This window comes from Pseudomonas sp. FW305-E2, from assembly GCF_058782925.1.
Genome location: NZ_JBYSYE010000015.1, coordinates 69,955 through 90,841 on the forward strand (window position 1 = coordinate 69,955; position 20,887 = coordinate 90,841).

The window sequence follows — 20,887 nt, forward strand, 5'->3', positions numbered from 1 at the left end:
CCTGGCAGGGCGGCTTTCTCTACAGCTTCAAACGAGATCAAAGCATGACAAACATCGTCCCACTTGACAAGTCCAGGGGGTTCACCCGGATGGACAACCAGCTCATGGATGGCCTGCTGGCTATCGATCTCCCAGCCCGGGAGATGAAGATTGTGCTGTACGTGGCCAAGGTCACCATCAACTTCGGTGCGGGCGCCCAGCGCATCCCGGCTACCGAAATCGCGAAAGCCATCCACGCTCACCCAGATACCGTGTCGAAGGCGATTTCCAGCCTGCTGCGCCGAGGCGTATTGTTCCGCGAGGGTGGTGCCCGTGGCAACATCGGTGTGAATGACCCGAAAGACTGGGTCTATGTCACTGAGCCGAAACAGACCAAAACAGCCGAATCGGCTCAAGTGGTCCGAATCGGCGAAGACTCGAAACAGACCAAAACCGCCGACTCCCTTCTTTATTCTAAGAAAGGAACCCCCTATGTAAATCTTCCTTCGGAAGATGTTACATGCCCCCCCAGTGAATCGGGGCAGTCCCCGGCGAAGGCTGAGCGCAAGGCTCCCTTCGGCAAGGTAGCGATGCTGGCCGACAACCCGCATGACCTGAGCGAGGCGCTGATCGCTGATTACCTAGCTATCCGCAAGGCCAAGCGTGCGCCGCTGACTGCACGCATCTGGTCGGCGCTGAATTCCAAGCTCGATCGGTGCAAGGCCTTCGGTGTTCAGCCCAGCAAAGCGATGGAGATCGCCATCGAGAGCGGATGGCAAGGTTTCGAAGTGGAATGGGTCACCAAGCGTTTTGCATCCCAATCGCCCGCCCAGGGCAAGCCCAACAGCCGTCACCACGGCTTCAACGACCGCGACTATCACGATGGCCTTATTCCACGGGGGGATGGCTCCTATGCGTTCTGAAAAAGTGGTTCACCTGTCCAGCATTGCCGGCCCGCAGGTCACCTCCATGGCCATGTGCGAAGAGCATGGCCCGTATGAGGCAACTACCCACCAGGTACTCAACCACACCTTTCGCTCTCCATGCCCAGGCTGCAAGGCGGCGCAGGTTGCAAAAAGCCAGGCCGAGGACGTCAAGCGTCAGCGTGTTGACCTCGCCTACAAGCTGGGTGACTCGCTGATTCCAAAGCGATTCAAGGACAAGACCTTCGACAGCTACGCGGTGAGCTGCGACGGCCAGCAAAAGGCCAAAGCGCGCTGCGAACGTTACGCCGCCGAGTTTGATGCCAACCTGGCCGCCGGGCGCTGCCTAATTCTGGTGGGTAACCCCGGCACCGGCAAAACCCATCTTGGGGTGTCGATCGCCCAAGCGGTGATGGCCAATTCCACCCATACGGCTGCCTATCGGACCCTTGGTGGAATCCTGCAGGCCATCCGCGCCACGTTCGATGGGGGTTCCGGCCAGACCGAGGGGAGCATCCTTGACGCATTGATTCGCCCGTCACTGCTGGTTCTCGATGAAGTCGGAGCGAGCAAGGAGGCCCCCAGCGATTTCGAGCTGAGCCGGCTGTTCTCGATCATCAACGGTCGCTACGAGCGGATGCTGCCGACCATCGTGATTTCCAACCTTGGCGCGAAGGAGTTGCCAGCGGCTATGGGCGAGCGATCGGCCGACCGGCTGCGGGAGGGCGGCGGCATCGTCCTGCCGTTCGACTGGGCGTCCCACCGCGGGCGGGAGTCGATCTGATGCGCCAGTCCAAGCTGACCAAGGCCGCGCGCGGGCGTGAGTGCCAGGTGCGCATCCCAGGCGTATGCAACGGCAACCCCGAGACCACCGTACTTGCGCACTATCGCCTGGCGGGCACCTGCGGCGTCGGCAAGAAGCCGCACGACCTGCAAGGCGCCTGGTGCTGCAGCGCTTGTCACGACGCGTGCGACGGACGCAGCCGGGCAGTGGATCGCGACACCGCACGCCGGTACCACGCCGAGGGCGTCATGCGCACCCAGGCGCTGCTGCTCAATGAGGGGGTGCTGATCGCATGAATTCGCCCGCCATTCGCCCGTTCAGGGCCAAGCCGACTCGCGTCAAGCCCGTCGACCGGGAAGGGCAGGAGCAGGCCGCGCTGATGCAGGAGCTGCAACTACGCTACCCGCAGGCTTACAAGCTGATCTACCACGTCCCGAACGGCGGGCACCGGGTCAAGGCAGTGGCTGCCAAGCTGAAGGGGCAGGGCGTGAAGGCCGGTGTGCCTGACCTGGTGCTGCCCATGGCGCGCGGTGGCTACTTCGGCCTGTACATCGAGTTCAAGGCCATGCCGCCCTATGACGCGCCGGTATCCCCGAGTCAGGACGCCTACCTGCAGGCGCTCGCCGACCAAGGCTACCTAGCCATCGTTTGCCGGGGCAATATCGACGCGGTCGAAGCGATCCGCGCCTATCTGCTGCTGCCTGCCACGGTGGCCGCATGAGCGCGACCCGTGAAGTGAAGCTGAGCGAAGCCGAAGTGCGCCGGCAGGCCGCCGACAAGTCGGTGCGCGACCTGCGCGATCCGCGTCACCCTGGCCTGTACCTGCGCTTCTGGAGCAACCGCGAGCGCGGTACCTGGCACCTGGTGCGCGGCAAGAAGTGGGTGCCGATTGCCCGTTGGCCTGACCTGACCGTGTCGGCGGTGATTGCCGAGCTGCCTGCGCTGCGTCAGCGTTTGCTGCGGGACCCGGCGACGGCGCCGGTGGTTTCCGGCATGGCCACCGTGGGCCAGCTGCTGGACTGGTACGGTGACCGCATGGCCCGTGACCGCTCGTTGTCGGCTAAGCGCAAGGCCGGCGCCAAGTCCGCGATTGCCCAGCACCTCAAGCCGCGCCTGGATGATCTGGCCCTGGCTGACGTGTCTGCCGATGCGTTGGACAAGCACCTGATGTGGCCGTGCCAGGCCGAGGTGTCGCTGTCCTACCTGCGGCAGATGTTCGCGCTGTTGCTGACCTCCTTCCGCCAGGCCCTGCAACTGGGCCTGATTGACCGAAACCCCATGGCCGGGATGCGCTTCAACGACTTCACCAAGGCCAAGATCCTGCCCAAGGCAGCCCGCCTGCGTGACGTGCAGTTGCCGGAGCTGATGCAACAGCTTGCCCAGGCGTTCCAGCAGGAGCCGGGTGACGCCATGCTGGCCCTGATGATGCTGGCCCACGGCACACGGATCGGTGAGACCCGTATGGCCCGCTGGAACGAGATCTCGCTGGCGGCTGCCGAGTGGTTCATCCCCGCTGCCAATGCCAAGACACGCACCGAACACCGCTTGCCACTGACCGCCCAGGTGCAGGCGCTACTGACTCGGTACCGGGCTATCCAGCAGGCCGAGGGCTACGAAGGTGTGTACCTGTTCCCGAATCGCCGGGGCCTGTGCCTGAGCGAGACGCAGGCCAGCAACGTGTTCAAGCGCCTGGGGCAGGGTGAGTGGACCAGTCACGACCTGCGCAAGGTGTCCCGCAGCACCTGGACCGACCTCGGCATCGACGGCCACATCGGCGAGATGCTGCTGAACCACAAGCTGGGCAAGATCGCCAGCACCTACATCCACACCCAGGCCATGCAGCAGCGTCGCGCCGCGCTGGAGAAGTGGCACGCCTGGCTTGATCGGATCGGCTTTGCAGCCATTCACGGCCTTACCAAGGCCTTATTTGAAATTTCGCAGAATTCGCCAGAGGCCACAGCAGCCGTGGCGCCGAACGACCTTACCGCATTTGTAATTAGCGAGGATTCAAAGTGACAGGGAAGAGCCATGGCCCTGCCTTCAAGAAGGCTGTGATCAGGTTGGCTCATTGCCCTTTGTGCCGCGGGAGAGCGGTCACTCAGGGTGTGTTTCACGAACTGCCATGCGACCACTGCAACGCCTCGGGCTTTGTAGCGGCAGCAACCGGAGAAGCCCTGCCCCTAGATGAACTGGTGACCCAGCTCAGCATGAGGCTACGGGCAGCGCTCCGGCAGATCGAGCAGTTGAAGAACCCTCAGGCATCCGGGCCTGAGGCTACATATCAGGGAAGCAACCGGCGCGGCGCCGGCGGCACCAACTACACCGGGGATTGAGGGGGAAAGACCATGGTTTACAGCAGTGTTTCGGGTGCAGTCGTTGCCGCTCTGGCGGCGGGCGAGAAGGGTTCGGCGAAGGCCCAGGCTTGGCAGAAGCTGTACAAATCGGCTGAAGAGGAGGGTGGGTGCTTGGCCTCACTGGGTGGGCGGTCGGACGGCATCGATCGCACCCAGGTCGATTACTGGCTGTCGGCGCGCTTGCATCACATGCTCAAGGGGCGGCACTGGGATGCCCTGGTAGCAAAATACAGCACCAATAAGGCGAAAAAGGTGCAGGCGATCACGCTGATCCGACCACTGATCGCGAGCCCGGCACCGGCACTGTTCATCTACAAGGCAGTGACAGCCTGGGCCATCCCAAAGCTCAAGGGCACACGCCGGAAAGCGCCGCAGCCTGTCTCGGTCGAGATCCCGCTGGACGCATCGGCTTGGCGTGTTGCAGTCACTGTGGTTGCTGCCGTGGCTGCCGGCAAGGCAGCCAAGAAGCGTGTCGAAGCGCTCGAAGAGGATGTGATCATCCTGCCGGACAGCTTCTATGACATGAATACCTGGGATCTCGATGCCACGCCGGAGTCGACGCGCCGTCGCTGGAGGCTTGAGATTAACGAGAAGCTCGACGGGATGATCGACGACGCGCTGGCAGAGGTTCGGGTGATATTGGAGGCCGAAGGTCTGCTGAATAAAGAGGCTGCATGATTGCCTGTTGACATCAGTGAGCGACTGAGCGAAATTATCTCCATCCTGTCATTCCTGCGCACGTTGAGGACTGACCCGAGAAGCCCAGCCATAGTGCTGGGCTTTTTCGTGGTCAAGCTGATAGCAAAATGATGTCTGGAAATGTAGAGTCCTTTCGCACTGAGAAAGGAGTCTGCTGTGAACGATATCGTTGTCTCTTTACCGCTCGCGTTCTACTTTGATACCAAGACGCCTGTACCTATCCCTGAAATCATCAAGTCCCTTGATGGCCTAGATAAGCTGGCGAAATCGTTACCAAGATTCTTCACTGAGCTCAGCGGCGCGAAAATCGACGGTGTCGAGCTTAAGGTCGAGCGGATTGAGACAGGTAGCCTCAAAGAAAACTTCGAATGCCTCTTGATGTTCCTGACAGAGGCAGAGAAGGAAAAATTCAAGGTATGGCTTCAGGGGACGAAGATGGGGACGGGGCTGCGGTATGTGGCTTGTGCTGGTGTGGTAGCGGCCGCCTTGACCATGGTGGCTGTAGGAGCGGTTGCGGCCTACGACAGCTTCACTGGTGGTAATACTCCATCGATCCAAGCCAACAACAATACGATCATTAACATCGGCGCCGACGCCCTTTCTGTGTCGGAAGACCAGCTGAAGAAAGCGATCGACGCGGCTTTGTCCAAAGACAAGAAAAAAGCAGTTGCTGCTGCCATGAACTTCATTGCCCCAGCCGGTACTGAGAACGGCGGAACCCTATACGCGGGTGACAAGGGCGCGGAGTTGAACGTTTCCGTCGAAATGGCGCGTGACACTCCGCAGGCTCCGGATTTCAAAGTTAAGGACCAGGTGCTGGCTTACGAGCGGGTTCCCGTCTCAATCAGGGCGCTTGATCGCGACAAGGAAGACACCGGCTGGTGGGTCGTGCTACCGACCATATCTGCTGAGAAAAGGCTCCGGATGACTTTTGCTGATGATGCCGATACCGCTAAAGCTAAAACTGAGTCCGAGATCGTAGCTGACGTGCTGGTCACCTACAGCCAAGACTTCAGCCAAGGGACTTTAGTGCCGAAGGGCGTCGAGATTCAGAAAATTTACTAGCGGTACCTAGTTTCACCAACAAGCCCTGGCAATTGTCAGGGCTTTTTCATTTGTGCTCCCCGCAACGGGAGGAACCGAGATGGCCCATATGCCAGAGAAAGACCCATCCTTCTGGGTGCTTGTACTAACAGCCCTAAGAGAGAACGGCCTGGCGATGGGCCTGACATTCGCCCTGACCTGGTTGCGTATTCAATACGATGGCCAAGAAACTCGCCCAGTCCGGCAGCTGATTGAGGCCACTCTTGGCGCGTTGATCGTGATGGTGGTCGGTCTGACCGTGAAGGAGTTCGGCCTCAGCATCGCTTGGTCGTTCGCCACCGCTGGCTTTGTCGGCGTGCTTGGCGTTGAGCAGGCTCGCCAGCTTGGCAGGCGCTGGGCGGAACGGAAGGTCGACGGCTGATGGCCAGGCTCAAGACACTCGGTTCTCGCATCAAGGAGAGCACAGGCTCAAGGATCAAGGCGGTGACGCCCGGCAGCTGGCGTAGCGGAATGACCAGCTCCCAGCGTGGTTACGACTACAAGTGGCAGAAGGCGCGGGAGCAGTACCTCAATGACAACCCGCTATGCGTCTACTGCGAGCGGAACGGCCGCACAACTGCGGCCAGGGTTGTCGACCACATCGTTGCTCACCGTGGAGACATGGTTCTCTTCTGGGATCAGACCAACTGGCAGAGCCTCTGCAAGCCTTGCCACGACTCCGTCAAGCAGGCCGAGGAGGCGGCTGGCCTGGGTGGCTGACACGTCAGCGGATCGCCGAAACTCAATGCGGCGATCAAGAGGCACGCCAGTGACGTTCCGCGAAAGGGGTAGGGGGGGGCAAAAGCTTGGGATTCTCATCTAGCTAGACCGCCACCGACCCCACGTACACATTTTTTCCCGTTTCAGGAAAAGTTAACCATGGCTTTAACCGACAAGAAGCGGCGGTTTGTTGACGCTTTGTTGTCGGGGGCCTCAAATCGCGAATCGGCGATCGCCGCCGGATATTCCGAGAAGACCGCGTCGCAAGCGGGCTCCAAGCTTGCGAAGGACCCCGATGTCCTCGCAGAAGTCGGGCGCCGGTTGAAACAAAAGCAGGCTTCCAGCACCGAGGTTAAACCCTCCCGAAAAGTTAAAGATGAACAGCCCCAAGACCTACAGACCGGCGAGCTGTCGTTAACCGAGACCGACGACCCGCGAGCCTTCCTTACTGAGCTCATGAATGCGGAAGGCGCCGACATGCGCCTGCGCTTGGAAGCGGCAAAAACCCTTATGCCGTATTCGCACGGCAAGGTCGCGGACCAGGGCAAGAAAGAGCAGAAGGCCGAGGCCGCGAAACAGGTCGCCAAAGGCAAGTACTCCCAAGGCAAGCCGCCCCTCTCCGTAGTGAAGAATTGATCTATGCAATGGACAACAGCCTGCCCGGACTGGTGGAGGTGCCTGGCTGCGGGCGAATCAATCATTCCTGATCCGCTGTTTCCAGACGAAGCAGAAGCCGGCCTTGAGGTGTTCAAGGGGCTGAAGATCGTTGATGCCCCGGGCAGTCCCACCATTGAGGCCGCCTGTGCACCGTGGGTCCTGGCGTTCGCCGGGGCCATCTTCGGAAGCTACAACAGCGAGACCGGCGAGCGCCTAATTCGGGAGGTGATGCTCTGCATCCCCAAAAAGAACAGCAAATCCACGATTGCTGCCGGGATCATGCTGACGGCGCTGATCCGCAACTGGCGGCTTTCGGCTGAGTTCATCATTTTGGCGCCGACCAAGGAGATTGCCGACAACTCGTTCATCCCGGCCAAGGACATGGTCAACAATGACGACGAGCTGAAAGCGCTGTTGCATGTCCAGCCGCACCTGCGGCTGATCACCCATCGCGAGACCGGCGCCACCTTGAAAGTGGTGGCTGCGGATAGCGACGTGGTTGGCGGCAAGAAGGCGGTCGGCGTCCTGATCGATGAGGCCTGGCTGTTCGGCAAGAACCCCAAAGCCGCTGACATGATCCGCGAGGCCACTGGTGGTCTGCTGTCGCGACCTGAGGGCTTCATCATCTGGTTGACGACCCAGTCGAACGAGCCGCCGGCTGGCGTGTTCCGCTCCAAGCTCAACTACGCACGCGGCGTGCGTGATGGTCGGATCGACGACAACCGCTTCCTGCCGATCATCTATGAGTTCTCTCAAGAGATGATCAAGAGCGGCGAGGCGCGGAAGCCTGAGAACTTCCACCTGGTCAATCCGAACATCGACTACTCCGTCGACCGACCTACGCTTGAGCGCCTGTTTATGCAGGCTGAGCTGGACGGCGAGGCTGAATTGCGCGGCTTCCTGGCCAAGCACCTCAACATCGAGATCGGCCTTGCGCTGATGTCCGATGCTTGGGTCGGGGCAGAGTTTTGGGAGCCGCAAGGAGCAACGTGGCTAAACCTCGATGAAATTCTCACGCGGTGCGAGGTCATTGATGTGGGCGGGGACGGCGGTGGGCTTGATGACCTGCTAGGTCTTGCTGTGATGGGCCGGGAGGCTGGAACCCGCAGGTGGTTCCACTGGGCTCACGCCTGGGCGCACCCTTCGGTTCTGGAGCGCCGCAAGTCAGAAGCGCCACGGTTGAGGGACCTAGAAAAGGCAGGCGACATCACCATTGTGGAGCGCATCGGTGATGACGTTGAGCAGTTTGCGGCCATCGTTGCCCGCGTCAATGACACCGGCCTACTCGACAAAGTTGGCCTCGACCCGGCTGGCATCGGGGCAGTACTCGACGCGCTTGCGGATGCTGGCGTTGAGGAAGACAAGATCGTGGGCATCTCGCAAGGTTGGAAGCTCACCGGTGCAATCAAAACCACGGAACGCAAGCTTGCCGAGGGCACGCTGCTCCATTGTGGTCAGCCGCTCATGGCCTGGTCCTGCGGAAATGCCAAGGGCGTGCCTTCAGCCAACGCCTTCTTGATCACCAAGCAAGCATCGGGAACCGCAAAGATTGACCCGTTGATGGCAACTTTCAACGCTGTTTCGCTGCTGAGCCTGAATCCAGAGGGCAGGGGCGGAATGGATAACTTTATGGCAGGCATTCGGGATCCACTGATCGCATGAACGCATTTCATATTTTCATCGCCTGCGCAGTGATCGCTTTCTGCTTAGCATGCGGCGGGGTCTGGATGCTGGCTGGTACCGGCTGGGCTTTGCTGGCGGGATCGCTGAGTTTCTTCTGCATCGCCGGCTTCATCCGCAGAGGGCTTGTCAGTGATTAAAACCCTATCCCAGGCATTGGGGGCTGCTGCCACCAAGCCTTCAGCCAGTATGAGTGAATGGCTGGGCAAAACCATCAAGCTGTCGGATGGAGGTTTCTGGAGTGCCTTCAACGGCGCCCAGTCCAGTAGTGGTAAGTCAGTCAGCGTCGATAAGGCCATGCGCCTTTCTACCGTGTGGGCATGCGTTCGGATCATCTCGACCTCGGTAGCAGGCTTGCCGTTGAGCATATACCGGCGCATGCCAGATGGCAGTCGCGAGAGTGCGCGAGACTTCCCGCTCTACGATGTGGTGCACACCAGTCCCAATGAAGACATGGCTGCGTTCCATTTCTGGCAGGCTGTCGTCGCCTCGATGCTTTTATGGGGCAACGCTTATTGCGAGATCCACCGGTCAGCCGGGCGTGTGATTGCCCTGGATTTCCTGATGCCATCGAGGGTCGATCTTGAGTTCGACGATGATGGCCGGCTGAGGTATTTCTTCAGGCCCCGAAAGGGGGCGAGGCGAGAGATCCAGCGGCAGGACATGCTGCACATCCCGGCCTTTACCCTGGATGGGCGAGTTGGCCTTTCTGCTATTCGGTACGGTGCGGATGTGTTCGGTTCGGCAATGTCGGCAGACGATGCCGCCAACAGCACTTTCCGCAACGGCATGATGCCCACGGTCGCATTCTCGGTCGACAAGACGCTGAACCCGGCGCAGCGCGTCGAGTTCCGTGAGTACGTGAAGACGATCTCCGGGGCGTTGAATGCAGGCAAGAGCCCTGTGCTTGAGCAGGGTGTGAAGCCGGAGATGATTGGTATCAACCCCGCCGATGCGCAACTGCTGGAGTCGAGAGGGCACAGTATCGAGGAGATCTGTCGATGGTTCGGTGTCCCTCCCTGGATGGTGATGAAGACCGATAAGGGAAGCAACTGGGGCACAGGACTGGAGCAGCAGCAGATCGCGTTTCTCACCTACTGCATCATGTCCTTCACGGCGCCAATTGAGCAGTGTGTGAACAAGTGGTGCATGACGGCCGTTGACCGGATCAAGTTCTATGCCGAGTACTCGCTTGAAGCATTCCTGCGTGCAGATAGCGCAGGCCGTGCGGCCTATCTCAGCACGATGGGGCAGAACGGCTACCTGACTCGAAACGAGGGGCGGCGGAAAGAGAACCTTCCAAGCATGCCTGGTGGCGATGTGCTGACCGTGCAATCGAACCTGGTGCCGCTGGACCAACTGGGCAAGCAAAACGATGGGCAGGCCGCCCGGGCCGCACTGATGAACTGGCTGCAAGAGCCGGAAAGCAAATCACGGGAGTAATCCATGAAACACAAGATCCAGTCTCGCGGCCTGCGCAGCGAGATGAGCCCGCGCGCGCTCGACAAATGGAATCCCGCGATCCAGGCGGCCGTTGAAAACACTTCGGACACCATCACGGTGTACGGCGTGATTGGTGAAGACTGGTATGGCGAGGGCGTCACGCTGAAACGAATCGATGCCGCCTTGCGGGCCATCGGCGAGCGCGACGTGACCGTTTACATCAACTCGCCGGGCGGCGACATGTTCGAAGGCATCGCCATATACAACCGCCTCCAAGAGCACAGTCATGAGGTCACCACCAAGGTGCTCGGCATGGCGGCCAGCGCTGCCTCGATCGTTTTTCTGGCTGGCAAGAAGCGAGAGGTGGCCAGCAGTGCCTTCCTCATGATCCACAACTGCTGGACCTGGCTTGCCGGAAATCGCAACTACTTGCGCGACATCGCCAACGACATGGAGGAGTTCGACGCCGCGATGGCCGACCTCTATGCCGAGACCAGCGGGCAATCGGCGGAGGACATGGCCGAACTGATGGACGACGAAACCTATATCCGTGGCAAGCGTGCCGTGGAGCTTGGCTTGGCCACCGGGCTGTTGTCGTCCACCGAGGTAACCGAGCGAGAAACCGAAGATGCCGCCCAGGCCAATGCACTCAAGGCCATGGATGTAGCCCTGGCCAAAGGTGGCATGACTCGCTCAGAGCGTCGCGAACTGTTCGCCAATTTCAAGTCCGGCATGCCTCGCGCTGCCGGCAGGGGTACGCATAACGCTGCCCCGCCCGATAAGCCTCGCGCTGTCGCGCCAGACCTCTCCGCCTCTCTGAGCGCGGCAACCAACATCCTCAATTCTCTGAAAGGAAAGTGACCATGGACTTTGAAGCCCAAGTCAAGGAACTCAACGCCAGCCTCAAGGGCATTGGCGATCAGATCAAAAGCCAGGCCGAGGCCACCGAGAAGCAGATCAAGGCCTCCGGTGAAATGAATATCGAAACCCGCGCCAAGGTCGATGAACTTCTGACCAAGCAGGGCGAGCTTCAGGCACGCCTGGGCGAGGCCGAGCAGAAGCTCGTGAACGCCAGTCGCGATCGCAATCATCAAGAAGAACCGCAGAAGTCGGTTGGCGCGCTCGTGATCGAAAGCGAAGAAATGAAGGACATGAATTCGTCCTTCCGCGGCTCTCGTCGTGTCTCTGTACCGCGGGCTGCTATCACCACCGCAACTGGCGGCGACCTAGTAGAGACTCAGCGCTTGCCGGGGATCATTGCTCCGCCGCAACGCCGACTGACCGTCCGCGACCTGGTCGCGCCGGGCACCACCGAATCGAACTCTATTGAGTACGTCCGTGAAACCGGCTTCACCAACAACGCCCGTACCGTGGCGGAGACCACGGCCAAGCCATACTCCGACCTGACCTTTGGCTTGGCCACTGCGAATGTGCGGACCATCGCCCATTTGTTCAAAGCCAGCCGGCAGATGCTGGACGATGCCAAAGCCCTGCAGAGCTATATCGACGGTCGGGCACGGTACGGCCTCAACATGGCGGAAGAAGCTCAGTTGCTTTACGGCAACGGCACTGGCGTGAACCTGCAGGGCCTCATGACCGTTGCGCAACTGTACGCCGCCCCGGCTGGCGTAGCTGTGGTGGGCGAGCAGCGCATTGATCGCCTGCGCCTGGCGCTGCTGCAGGCCGAACTGGCCGAGTTCCCATCCGACGGCATCGTGCTCAACCCGATCGACTGGGCGGCCATTGAGCTGACCAAGGACGGGGAAGGCCGCTACATCATCGGCCAGCCTCAGGAAGGCACCAACCCGAAACTCTGGAATCGCCCTGTGGTTTCTACCCAGGCCATGACCCAAGACGACTTCCTCGTCGGCGCGTTCAAGCTCGGCGCGCAGATCTTCGACCGGATGGAAATCGAAGTGCTGATCTCGACCGAGAACAGCGACGACTTCGAGAAGAACATGGCGACGATCCGTGCTGAAGAGCGTCTGGCCTTCGCCATTTACCGCGAAGAGGCCTTTGTGACCGGCCAGCTGACCGGCACGCCTTAACTCTTCGTAATGTGGCGTCAGCAATGGCGCCCTATTGGAGTACTCCGATGGCACGTAAACAGGAAACACCCGCTACCCCGGTTGAGGCGAAAGTCCCTGCCGAGGCCACTGAATTCAGCACCGGCCGGACTGAAGGCTCCGGCTCTTCTCCATCACCTAACGCTGCACTCGCGCCAGAACAAGGTGAGGCGGGGGCTCCTGCAGCTGCTTTAGGTTCAGCGGAAGGCTCAGGCCAAGTGACACGAGAAGGACAAGCAACCGCGGGCTCTGGAGTGGATGTAATTGAGCCCGACCAGGGTGCCGGTGCTGATGTCTCCGTTAGTGGCGCCGCGGCATCCGAAGGCGCGAGCCAAGTAGCTTCAGACTTGACTGATAGCGGCCTCGATACTGATCCGTTGGCCGAAGGCGATCAGGTCGCGGCAAACCTCAATCCAGCGACTCTTCAGATTTATCCGCTGCGGTCGTACATGGATGAAGGCGAGCTTCGCCGTCGCGGCGGTCCAGCGTACACGGTAGCCCGCCGCCATGCTGAGGATCTGGTGCAGCGGAAATTGGCATCACTTGAGCCGCTGAAGGAGTAGATGATGTCGGTTATCAGCATGTCCATCGCTCGGCATCATCTCCGGGACCCCGACGATGCTGACGAATACCTGGAGCTCCTGATCGAGGCGGCGGAAGGGCAGGCGATGGACTATCTGAACCGCCGCTTTTATGCCGATCAGCAGGCGCTGGATGAGGCAATCGCTTCCGGCGAGGCTGGCGACTCTCCCATGGTCAGCAACAAGCAGATCAACGCTGCCTGTTTGCTGATCCTCGGCCACCTGTACGCGAACCGTGAGGACGTTGTGATCGGGACCATTGCCACCGAGTTGCCGAAAGGCTCGGTGGCGCTCCTGACCCCTCATCGTATTGGGTGGGGCGTATGAGAGCCGGTCCGCTACGTCACCGTTTTCAGGTGACGTTCCCGCACGAGGAGCGCAACAAGTCCGGGGGCGCCACGGTGACCTGGCTGCCCGCAGCTCGCCCCGAAATGTGGGGAGAAATACGGACGCCCAGTGGTCGGGTAGCGCCTATTGCTGAAAAGCTTGAGGCCGTCGTATCTGCCGAGATCATCGCCAGGCCGCGCGCCGACATTGCTGCCGGCTGGCGAGTCACCCGGCGCGGGGTCACTTACAGGGTCGAGGCTGTATTGCCTGACAATGAGAACACACTGATGCGGCTACTGTGCTCATCGGTACCCAACCCATGAGGTCAATCATGAAAATCCAAGCATTGGGCCCGCTGACCGGTGCGTCTGGCGAGCGCGAGAAGGGCGAAATCTTTGACGTGAAGAAGGAATATGGCGAGGGCCTGATCGCCCGTGGCTACGCGGTGGAAATCAAAGATCAGCCGGCCGCAACCGAAAAGCCCGCGAAGGCCGTCCAGGTCAAGGAGTAGGCTATGGCGCGCCGGTCCAGCATTCGCGGCGATATCCGGCTGCGCCGAACGCTGCGCAATATTCATAAGACGATGGACAACGAACTTCAGCCAGCGATGCTGGAGGCGGCAAACCGGATCCTTGAGACGCAGCGGCAGCTCATGCCCAAGGACACCGGGGCAGCAGCAGCAGCGTTGACGGTGTACGTTTCGCCGAGTGGCCTGGACGCCCAGATCGGCATCCGTGGCAAGCGCGCCAACAGGAAGTTCTACTACCTGCGCTTCATCGAGTACGGCACCAAGGGCTACCTAGGCGGGAAGCGCGCAGGGAATCGTAACCGCAAGGCCACCAACAAAAGTGACGGCACGCATTTTTTCGGCAAGTACCCTGACATCCCAGCCAGGCCCGCGCACCCGTGGCTTCGACCGTCGATGCAGGTCAACCGTGAGTACGTGATGGCAGACGTCGAAGCGGCCGTTCGCCGCACGTTGCGCAAGGCAAGCCAGGGGGTAGGCAATGGCTGATCCATCACTGGCCCTGCAGGAGGCTATCTTTGCCAGGCTTCAGGCCGAGGTTAGTTGTCCGATCTATGACGGCGCCCCTCTGAACGCGGACATGCCGTACGTCTCCATTGACCGAGAGGTCTCGGTAAACAGCAGCCCAATCTCGGGCCGAAAGCGCGAAACGCGCCTGCTGTACCTATCAGTCTGGTCCGATGCCGTGGGCCAGGCGGAGGTCAAGCGCATCAACGGCGAAGTCATCGCCGCTTTGGACGAGCGCCGGCTGCCGTTGGAGGTTGGCCGCGCGGTTTCCGTCCGGGTTGAGCAGGCCGACGCCCAGCGCGATGCCGACGGCATCACCTACCAGGGTTCGATCACCGTCCGCGTGATCACCACCCACTGAACCACCCAACGGCCGCTCCGCGGCTTTTATCCAATGTGCCTTTGGAGGACTCCCCATGGCCGAAGACAACCTAAATACAGCTGCTGGCTGCCGCCTCTTCATCGGTGGCAAGACCGGCGCAGATACGGAAACCGAATACAAGGCCGATACCTACGTCGAAGTGGGCGAGATCGAGGACCTGGGCGAGTTCGGTGACACCTTCAGCAACGTGAATTTCACTTCGCTGAAAGACGGGCGCGTGCGCAAGTACAAGGGTACCGCTGATGCTGGCGACCTGACCGTTACTGTCGGCTTGGATAGCGGTGATGCTGGCCAGCGCGCAGTGAAGACTGCTCACAAGGACCGCAGCAAGGGCGATTACAACGTCAAGATTACCCTGAACGACGGTGATCCGACCGCTACCCCTGTGATCAACCCGACCACCTTCTACATGCGCGTCAAGGTGATGAACAACACCGTTGCACCAGGCGCCGCTGACAATGTGGTACGCCGCAACATCACCATGGGCATCAACTCCGACGTGCTGGAAATCCCGGCCGCCGCCGTTGCCTGATAGGGGGCTTCTGTGAGCAAAACTCTGCACGGTACCGTGACCGTCAAGCTGGGCGATGAAGAGTTCACTCTCCAGCCAACCCTAAAGGCAGTTCGTGCTATCGAAAGTCGCTTCGGCGGCCTGCGCGGGGCATCCGCAGCCCTGCATGCAGTAGGTGTAGATGTGGTGGCATTCATCATCGCCGCTGGCGCTGGCATGGATGGGAAGGCTGCCGAAACGCTGCCCGAAAAGGTCTGGCAGGAAGGCGTGGCTGGGCTGACACCGCCAGTCACCAAGTATCTCGGCGCGCTATACAATCCGCGAGGCGGTGACCCGGGAAAAGACCAAGCCGGAACGGCGTAAGCGCTGTCGAGGAGGGCAGCTACGTCGACCGGCTGTATGGGATAGCTACTGGCTGGATGGGCTGGGCGCCGGATGTGGCGTGGTCTACCCCACTCCCTGAGCTGTTCATGGCCATGGATGCCAGGATTGAGTGGGCGCAGATGACGAACCCATTTGGGGGCGGCACCAAGTCCGGTGGAGGCGAGAAACCAAGGCCGACGACAGTTGCCGACAAGCTTCGCCAGGCGCTGACTGGGCGGAATCGGTGAGGCGTTTATGGATTCATTGGCCTCGACGCCTTTTTGGTATTTTCCCACGGTGTTAGATTGCCACCCTATTTCAGGGAGGGTGAAACATGCGAAAAGCAGCAGGCATAGGCTTAGTGGCATTGATGGTCGCGGGTTGCGAAACCACAGCGGTTGACCCGGATCAGGCGAAGGAAGTGCCCCTTTCGGACGTCCATGCATTCGGCAAGCAGCGAAGCCTGGATGACGCCAGGATCGTGTTTACCCAGGATGCCGGAGCCATGAGCTGTTTTGGTGCAGGTATGTCCATCTACCTGGACGGAATACTGGCAGCGGAGACTAGCCAAGGTCGTACCGTTAAGTTGTTCCATGCGCCTGGGCCAATGCAGCTGAGCATTAAGAACAATGCCAGGTGCGCTGGCGGCGGCCAGGTCGGACTTTTGCTGGATCTCAAGCCTGGCTATTCGTATCAGGTCCGGGGTTACCGCGATATGTGGGACAAGCCATCGCCTATGCTTTCAGCCCCTTCGCCGTACAGATACACCAAATAATCAGCTCCTGAGCTCAGGCCTGCTGAAGACTGATCTTGAACCCGCTTCGGCGGGTTTTGTTTTTGGGGAAGCCATGGCTGATCAACAAGTCCAAGGTATGCTCGTTCAGATCGAGGCTACCACTGCGCAATTGCGGCGAGAGCTGGCAAACGCAGATCAATTGGTATCAAAGACCAGTCAGGCGATTGATCGCAACCTGGCCACTGTTGATTCAGCTTTTGACCGAGCAGGGACGGCAGCCCAGAGCGCAGGGGCGATCATGCGCGGCGCATTTGCCGCGGTTGCCGGGGCGGGCTTAATTGGTGGAATCATCAAGCAGGTTGATGCCTATGGGCAGATGTCTGATCGGTTGAGGGCGGCCGCAGGGAGTGCGGATGAATATCAATTGGTGCAAGAGCACCTGATGCAGACTGCCCAAGAGACGTACCGGCCACTTGCCGAAGCCCAAGAGCTCTACATCCGCACGGCAGATGTGATGCGCACCCTGGGCTTCAACACCCAACAGACGCTCGACATTACGGACAGCTTCAGCTTTCTCTTGGTCACCAACGCCGCTTCTGCGGATAAGGCTAGCTCGGCCCTAGATGCTTACTCCAAAGCGCTAGCGACAGGGAAAGTGGATGCGGATGGCTGGATTTCTATCCAGGCGGCGATGCCGACAGTGGTTGCCGCAATTGCTAGCGCGACAGGAAAGAGCACCGACGAGGTGCGCAAGCTGGGCAGCGAGGGCAAGCTCGCTCTAGATGACATTAATATCGGCCTGCTGAAAAATGTTGAGGTAAATCGCAAAGCAGCGGCGGACATGTCTACCAGTGTTCAAGATGCCTTGAACAACATCAGCAACGCCACCGGCACCTTCCTGGGTAAACTGGAGGAGCAAATCGGCGCTGTCGCTGGGGTATCTAAGTTCTTGGTACTGCTGGCGGACAATGTTGACTTGGTAGCGGTAGCGATGGGAGGTGCAGGCGCCGCAGCTCTTACCACATATGCTGCAAAAGCCTACGTCGCTGTGAAAGCGCTGTTGGTTCAGAGGGCCGCTGCGGTTAGGAGTGCAGAAGCAGCAGTAATCGCTGCTGACGCTCAAAGGCTTTTCGCTCAAGCGCAACTGCAGCAAGCTGAGGCTTCTGTGGCTGCGGCTACAGGCCTGCAGCGTTTGACCTTAGTCCAGACGCAGCTAATCCCAAGGCAGGCGGCGCTCACTGCCTCAACTGAGGCCCTAGCCATTGCTCAGGCTAGCTTGGCTCAAACAACTATCCGCGGCGGTTTCCTTGCTGCACTGGGAGGCCCAGCGGGTCTTGCCGTGCTTGCCGGTACAGCTGCCGCCAGTTTCCTGCTGTTGCGGGACAACTCGGACTCCCTCGAAAAGAAGCTCGGCGACCTGAGTGACCCCCTCGACAAGCTGGTCGATCGCTTCAACAAGCTGAACAGCGCGACCCAGGCTGTGGCGCTGCGCGAGCTTCAGGGCAAGATCGAAGATACGCAGAGTCAACTGTCTCAGGTGTCGGGCTCGATTGCCGATCGCTTCGAGAATGATCTGCGTGGTGTCGGAGCAGCTGGTGTCGACGGCCTGATGACTGGTCTGGTGCCAATGCCTACGGAGGCTCAAAAAGCGCTCGACCTAGTGCGCGACGCGGCGAACGATTTCGCCAAGGGCGCGGTTGTGGACTGGAAAGCAGTCGCCGACCAGGTGCGTAGAGTTCCCGGCGTAACCGAAGCGATGGCCCAGGCCATCGAAACGGGGCAGATCAAAGCCTCCGACCTAAGTAGTGAGCTGCAGAGCCTGAAGACCAGGCTCGCCGAGTTAACTGGCGAGACGGATCGCAACACAGCCGCCACGACGGCCAACAATGCCGCCAAGACCGGCATGACTACCGCGGGGCAGACTTATCTAGACACGCTGCAGAAACAGCTTGCCGGCCTGCAAGACAATGGCGACGCTACCAAAAGTGCCAATAGATATCTTGCGGAGCATACCGATCTCACCGAAACCGACCGACAGGCAATCCTGTCGGCGGCGAGCGCGATCGAGGCGCAGAAGAAGGCGAACCAAGGGGCCAAGCAGGAAACCAAGGATGCTACCTCGGCGCAGACCAAGCTCACCCAGCAGCTCAAAGAGGCGGAAACCGCATACCAGCAGCTGAAGAAAGCCTACGACCCGGTCGGCGCAGCGTCCGATGATTTTCAGAAGCAGACCAAGAGTCTCGACTTGCTGCTGGCGCAGAAGAAGATCACGACCGGGGAGTACGGTAAGGCTATCGGCGCACTTGCCGAACAATTCAATAATGCCGTGCAGGCCTCGACCGGCCTGTCGCGGGCCATGAAGTACCAGGCCGATCTGGAGCGCCAGTTGGCGCTTGCCCAGCAACAGGGCGATGCCGCAGCTGCAGCGATAGGTATGGGCGATAAGCGGGCCGGCCGTGCTCAGTCGCGCCTGGCCCTCGAGCAGGAAAACAACAGCAAGATCCTGGCCCTGCGAGACGAGCTGGCTACAGCCAGCTCCGAGAAACAGCGCCAGGAGCTTGAGAAACAGATTGCCTTGAGGCAAGAGTACGGGGCCAAGCTTGTACAGGTCCAAGAGGACACCTTCGTCAAGATCGATGCGGCCCAGTCTGGCTGGAACAATGGCGCATCAGCTGCCTTGGAGAACTATCTTGATAGCGCTTCTGACGTAGCTGGCCAGACGCAGGAGTTGTTCTCCAATGCCTTCGGCAACCTGGAAGATGGCATCACCCAATTCGTGAAAACCGGCAAGTTCCAGTTCAAGGACTTCGCCGACTCGGTGATTGAGGATTTGATTCGCATCCAGGTACGCCAGGCGGCTGCCGGCTTTCTCAGCTCGGCGTTCGGTTTCCTTGGTGGCGGTACCCAGACACTTGGCCAAGGCACGACCGGCTTCAGTGAAGTCATCCCGAATGCCAAGGGTGGGGTCTACGACTCGCCCAGCCTGTCGGCCTATTCCGGTGGGGTTTACGATAGCCCGCAAATGTTCGCCTTTGCCAAGGGCGCTGGTGTCTTCGCTGAGGCCGGGCCGGAGGCGATTCTGCCCTTGCACCGTGGCCCTGATGGCTCCCTCGGCGTCATGGCTGCTGGTGCCAGCGGCGGAGGCGGAGAGTCGTCCATCAGCTTTGGCGGTATCACCCAGCACATCCAGGTAGGGGGGCAGGCCAATGCCGCAACTATCGCCGATGTTAGACGCGCGGCAGAGCAGGGCGCCCGCGATGGCTACGAGCTCATGCTGCGTGACTTCAAGACCAATGGCGCCGGGCGGCAGATGCTGCAGCGGCGGTAACTATGCTTGGCTCGCTTCGGCGGGCGTTCTTTTTTTGGAGTGACCAATGGCGGAGGAATGGCCCGAGGACCTGGAGCCCACTGAGGTCACCTGGGGCGTCGTCTACAACAACCGAGGGTTCACTTCCTCGCTGTCGAATGCCCAGCAGATCGTGGCTCAGCCTGGCTCCTACTGGAAATGCACCATGACCTTCGGCTTCCTGTATGAAGAGGATGAGCGCGAGCTAACTTCGCTTCTGGGCCGCCTGCACGGCATGTTCGGCACGGTGAACATTCCATACCTCACTCGCACGCGATCCGACAACATTGGCGCGCCGACCGTTGCGGTAGCGAATGCGCAAGCAAGTAGCATGCAGTTGCAGGGCCTGCTGGCCAGCAGGAAAGTTTTCAGTCGGGGCGATCTCATCACGATCAGGGGCGAGATGTTCGAGATAGTGGAAAATGCCACTTCTGACGCTGCCGGAAAGGCCGTGGTTTCGGTGAACAAGCGAATCCGCAAGCTGATAGCCGCCGGCAGCGCAGTCGAATACAAGAATCCCTATTGCGAAATGCGCCGCATGGATGACACCAACGAGTGGACCGCCAAGCCGGTGGTGTCGAACTCTACCCTACAATTTCGGGAGGCATTCTGATGGCCAGTGGCGTGTTTCCTTTCAGCCAAACCGTTGTCGACATCATCGCCAAAGGTAACTTCATGGCGGTCTATGCCTGCCAGCTGGACTTCCCTGATGGGATGGTCTTTGCGCACACCGGTACCGGCGACCTGGTGATCGACGGCATCACCTATCAGGGTGTAGGCAGCTTCGGTGCAGTAGGCCAGTCGCAGGAAAGCAGCAACTCGGGATCGCCGATGTCCGTTGACCTGACGCTCAACGGCCTGGATACCCAAATCATTACCGAAACCTCACTGAAGGGCTGCCGAGGCCGCAACGGCAAGCTGATGTTCGTTGTGTTCGACGAGGATGGCACCTACGCCGCCGACATCCTGTTCAGCGGACGTATGGATGCCGCCAAGTTCTCCTACGCCGGCAATGGCGAGGCAGGCAACAGCATCACGGTTCCTCTGATCGACCGGATGGCCGAATGGAACCGAACTGGTACCGAGCGCTGGACCGACGAGAACCACCGCGCGCGCCGGCAGGATGACCGTTTCTTCTTCGCGATCGCCCAGATCGCGGACTGGCCCATTTACTGGGGCGCCTCCAAGGACGCGCCGAAGTTCACCTACGAGACATAGCC

At 60.1% G+C, this 20,887-nt stretch carries 28 protein-coding genes; all 28 read left to right on the top strand.

Features of this window, described 5'->3' with window-relative positions; genetic code table 11:
- The first annotated feature begins 44 nt into the window (after nt 1-44).
- The 28 genes from AC3WLP_RS13980 (at nt 45) to AC3WLP_RS14115 (ending at nt 20,885) form a co-directional block, all read left to right on the top strand.
- On the top strand, nt 45-902 hold the full coding sequence (locus AC3WLP_RS13980; protein ID WP_088512203.1) for a phage replication initiator YdaU family protein: 858 nt from the start codon (nt 45-47) through the stop codon (nt 900-902).
- On the top strand, nt 892-1,686 hold the full coding sequence (locus tag AC3WLP_RS13985; protein WP_088512202.1) for an ATP-binding protein: 795 nt from the start codon (nt 892-894) through the stop codon (nt 1,684-1,686). The genes AC3WLP_RS13980 and AC3WLP_RS13985 overlap by 11 nt, the downstream gene beginning before the upstream one ends.
- Nucleotides 1,686-1,982, top strand: a complete 297-nt coding sequence (locus AC3WLP_RS13990; RefSeq protein ID WP_070096471.1) for a DUF1364 domain-containing protein — start codon at nt 1,686-1,688, stop codon at nt 1,980-1,982. The genes AC3WLP_RS13985 and AC3WLP_RS13990 overlap by 1 nt, the downstream gene beginning before the upstream one ends.
- The gene (locus tag AC3WLP_RS13995; protein WP_088512201.1) at nt 1,979-2,407 is read left to right on the top strand and encodes a VRR-NUC domain-containing protein; all 429 of its coding nucleotides are present in this window, start codon (nt 1,979-1,981) and stop codon (nt 2,405-2,407) included. The genes AC3WLP_RS13990 and AC3WLP_RS13995 overlap by 4 nt, the downstream gene beginning before the upstream one ends.
- On the top strand, nt 2,404-3,702 hold the full coding sequence (locus tag AC3WLP_RS14000) for a tyrosine-type recombinase/integrase (protein WP_088512200.1): 1,299 nt from the start codon (nt 2,404-2,406) through the stop codon (nt 3,700-3,702). Before AC3WLP_RS13995 ends, AC3WLP_RS14000 begins: the two co-directional genes overlap by 4 nt.
- Entirely contained in the window at nt 3,699-4,019 is a 321-nt protein-coding gene (locus tag AC3WLP_RS14005; RefSeq protein ID WP_088512199.1) for a hypothetical protein, read from the top strand. The genes AC3WLP_RS14000 and AC3WLP_RS14005 overlap by 4 nt, the downstream gene beginning before the upstream one ends.
- 12 nt (nt 4,020-4,031) lie before the next feature.
- Nucleotides 4,032-4,718: a hypothetical protein gene (locus tag AC3WLP_RS14010; protein WP_088512198.1), complete on the top strand. Its 687-nt coding sequence runs from the start codon at nt 4,032-4,034 to the stop codon at nt 4,716-4,718.
- 177 nt (nt 4,719-4,895) lie between these two features.
- Nucleotides 4,896-5,804, top strand: a complete 909-nt coding sequence (locus AC3WLP_RS14015) for a hypothetical protein (RefSeq protein ID WP_088512197.1) — start codon at nt 4,896-4,898, stop codon at nt 5,802-5,804.
- 79 nt (nt 5,805-5,883) lie between these two features.
- Nucleotides 5,884-6,204 (top strand): phage holin family protein, encoded by a 321-nt coding sequence (locus AC3WLP_RS14020; RefSeq protein WP_088512196.1) that lies wholly within the window; start codon nt 5,884-5,886, stop codon nt 6,202-6,204.
- On the top strand, nt 6,204-6,542 hold the full coding sequence (locus AC3WLP_RS14025; RefSeq protein ID WP_088512195.1) for an HNH endonuclease: 339 nt from the start codon (nt 6,204-6,206) through the stop codon (nt 6,540-6,542). Before AC3WLP_RS14020 ends, AC3WLP_RS14025 begins: the two co-directional genes overlap by 1 nt.
- Before the next feature lie 159 nt (nt 6,543-6,701).
- Nucleotides 6,702-7,178: a terminase small subunit gene (locus AC3WLP_RS14030; RefSeq protein WP_088512194.1), complete on the top strand. Its 477-nt coding sequence runs from the start codon at nt 6,702-6,704 to the stop codon at nt 7,176-7,178.
- Between the two features lie 3 nt (nt 7,179-7,181).
- Nucleotides 7,182-8,861, top strand: coding sequence for a terminase large subunit (locus tag AC3WLP_RS14035; RefSeq protein ID WP_014591182.1), 1,680 nt, complete (start codon nt 7,182-7,184; stop codon nt 8,859-8,861).
- A complete protein-coding gene (locus tag AC3WLP_RS14040) occupies nt 8,858-9,019 on the top strand; it encodes a hypothetical protein (protein ID WP_085983377.1) in 162 nt (53 codons plus the stop codon). Before AC3WLP_RS14035 ends, AC3WLP_RS14040 begins: the two co-directional genes overlap by 4 nt.
- Nucleotides 9,012-10,322: a phage portal protein gene (locus AC3WLP_RS14045; protein WP_088512193.1), complete on the top strand. Its 1,311-nt coding sequence runs from the start codon at nt 9,012-9,014 to the stop codon at nt 10,320-10,322. The genes AC3WLP_RS14040 and AC3WLP_RS14045 overlap by 8 nt, the downstream gene beginning before the upstream one ends.
- 3 nt (nt 10,323-10,325) lie before the next feature.
- Entirely contained in the window at nt 10,326-11,183 is an 858-nt protein-coding gene (locus AC3WLP_RS14050; protein WP_088512192.1) for a head maturation protease, ClpP-related, read from the top strand.
- Nucleotides 11,184-11,185: 2 nt separating this feature from the next.
- On the top strand, nt 11,186-12,370 hold the full coding sequence (locus AC3WLP_RS14055) for a phage major capsid protein (RefSeq protein WP_076402804.1): 1,185 nt from the start codon (nt 11,186-11,188) through the stop codon (nt 12,368-12,370).
- A gap of 47 nt (nt 12,371-12,417) precedes the next feature.
- Nucleotides 12,418-12,951, top strand: coding sequence for a hypothetical protein (locus tag AC3WLP_RS14060; protein ID WP_158249200.1), 534 nt, complete (start codon nt 12,418-12,420; stop codon nt 12,949-12,951).
- 3 nt (nt 12,952-12,954) lie between these two features.
- On the top strand, nt 12,955-13,296 hold the full coding sequence (locus tag AC3WLP_RS14065) for a head-tail connector protein (RefSeq protein WP_088512191.1): 342 nt from the start codon (nt 12,955-12,957) through the stop codon (nt 13,294-13,296).
- Nucleotides 13,293-13,619, top strand: coding sequence for a phage head closure protein (locus tag AC3WLP_RS14070; RefSeq protein ID WP_088512190.1), 327 nt, complete (start codon nt 13,293-13,295; stop codon nt 13,617-13,619). Before AC3WLP_RS14065 ends, AC3WLP_RS14070 begins: the two co-directional genes overlap by 4 nt.
- An 8-nt stretch (nt 13,620-13,627) precedes the next feature.
- Nucleotides 13,628-13,807 carry a hypothetical protein gene (locus AC3WLP_RS14075; protein ID WP_088512189.1) on the top strand — a complete coding sequence of 60 codons (180 nt, stop codon included), beginning with the start codon at nt 13,628-13,630 and terminating at the stop codon, nt 13,805-13,807.
- Between the two features lie 3 nt (nt 13,808-13,810).
- Nucleotides 13,811-14,311 carry an HK97 gp10 family phage protein gene (locus tag AC3WLP_RS14080; RefSeq protein WP_088512188.1) on the top strand — a complete coding sequence of 167 codons (501 nt, stop codon included), beginning with the start codon at nt 13,811-13,813 and terminating at the stop codon, nt 14,309-14,311.
- A complete protein-coding gene (locus AC3WLP_RS14085; RefSeq protein WP_014591175.1) occupies nt 14,304-14,690 on the top strand; it encodes a DUF3168 domain-containing protein in 387 nt (128 codons plus the stop codon). Before AC3WLP_RS14080 ends, AC3WLP_RS14085 begins: the two co-directional genes overlap by 8 nt.
- Before the next feature lie 55 nt (nt 14,691-14,745).
- The gene (locus AC3WLP_RS14090) at nt 14,746-15,243 is read left to right on the top strand and encodes a hypothetical protein (RefSeq protein WP_088512187.1); all 498 of its coding nucleotides are present in this window, start codon (nt 14,746-14,748) and stop codon (nt 15,241-15,243) included.
- 12 nt (nt 15,244-15,255) lie between these two features.
- A complete protein-coding gene (locus tag AC3WLP_RS14095; RefSeq protein ID WP_088512186.1) occupies nt 15,256-15,585 on the top strand; it encodes a hypothetical protein in 330 nt (109 codons plus the stop codon).
- A 334-nt stretch (nt 15,586-15,919) separates the two neighbouring features.
- Nucleotides 15,920-16,360 carry a hypothetical protein gene (locus AC3WLP_RS14100; RefSeq protein ID WP_088512184.1) on the top strand — a complete coding sequence of 147 codons (441 nt, stop codon included), beginning with the start codon at nt 15,920-15,922 and terminating at the stop codon, nt 16,358-16,360.
- Between the two features lie 73 nt (nt 16,361-16,433).
- The gene (locus AC3WLP_RS14105; RefSeq protein ID WP_088512183.1) at nt 16,434-19,649 is read left to right on the top strand and encodes a phage tail tape measure protein; all 3,216 of its coding nucleotides are present in this window, start codon (nt 16,434-16,436) and stop codon (nt 19,647-19,649) included.
- A 46-nt stretch (nt 19,650-19,695) separates the two neighbouring features.
- Nucleotides 19,696-20,280: a hypothetical protein gene (locus tag AC3WLP_RS14110; protein WP_088512182.1), complete on the top strand. Its 585-nt coding sequence runs from the start codon at nt 19,696-19,698 to the stop codon at nt 20,278-20,280.
- Nucleotides 20,280-20,885, top strand: a complete 606-nt coding sequence (locus AC3WLP_RS14115; RefSeq protein WP_076402815.1) for a hypothetical protein — start codon at nt 20,280-20,282, stop codon at nt 20,883-20,885. Before AC3WLP_RS14110 ends, AC3WLP_RS14115 begins: the two co-directional genes overlap by 1 nt.
- Nucleotides 20,886-20,887 lie beyond the last annotated feature (2 nt).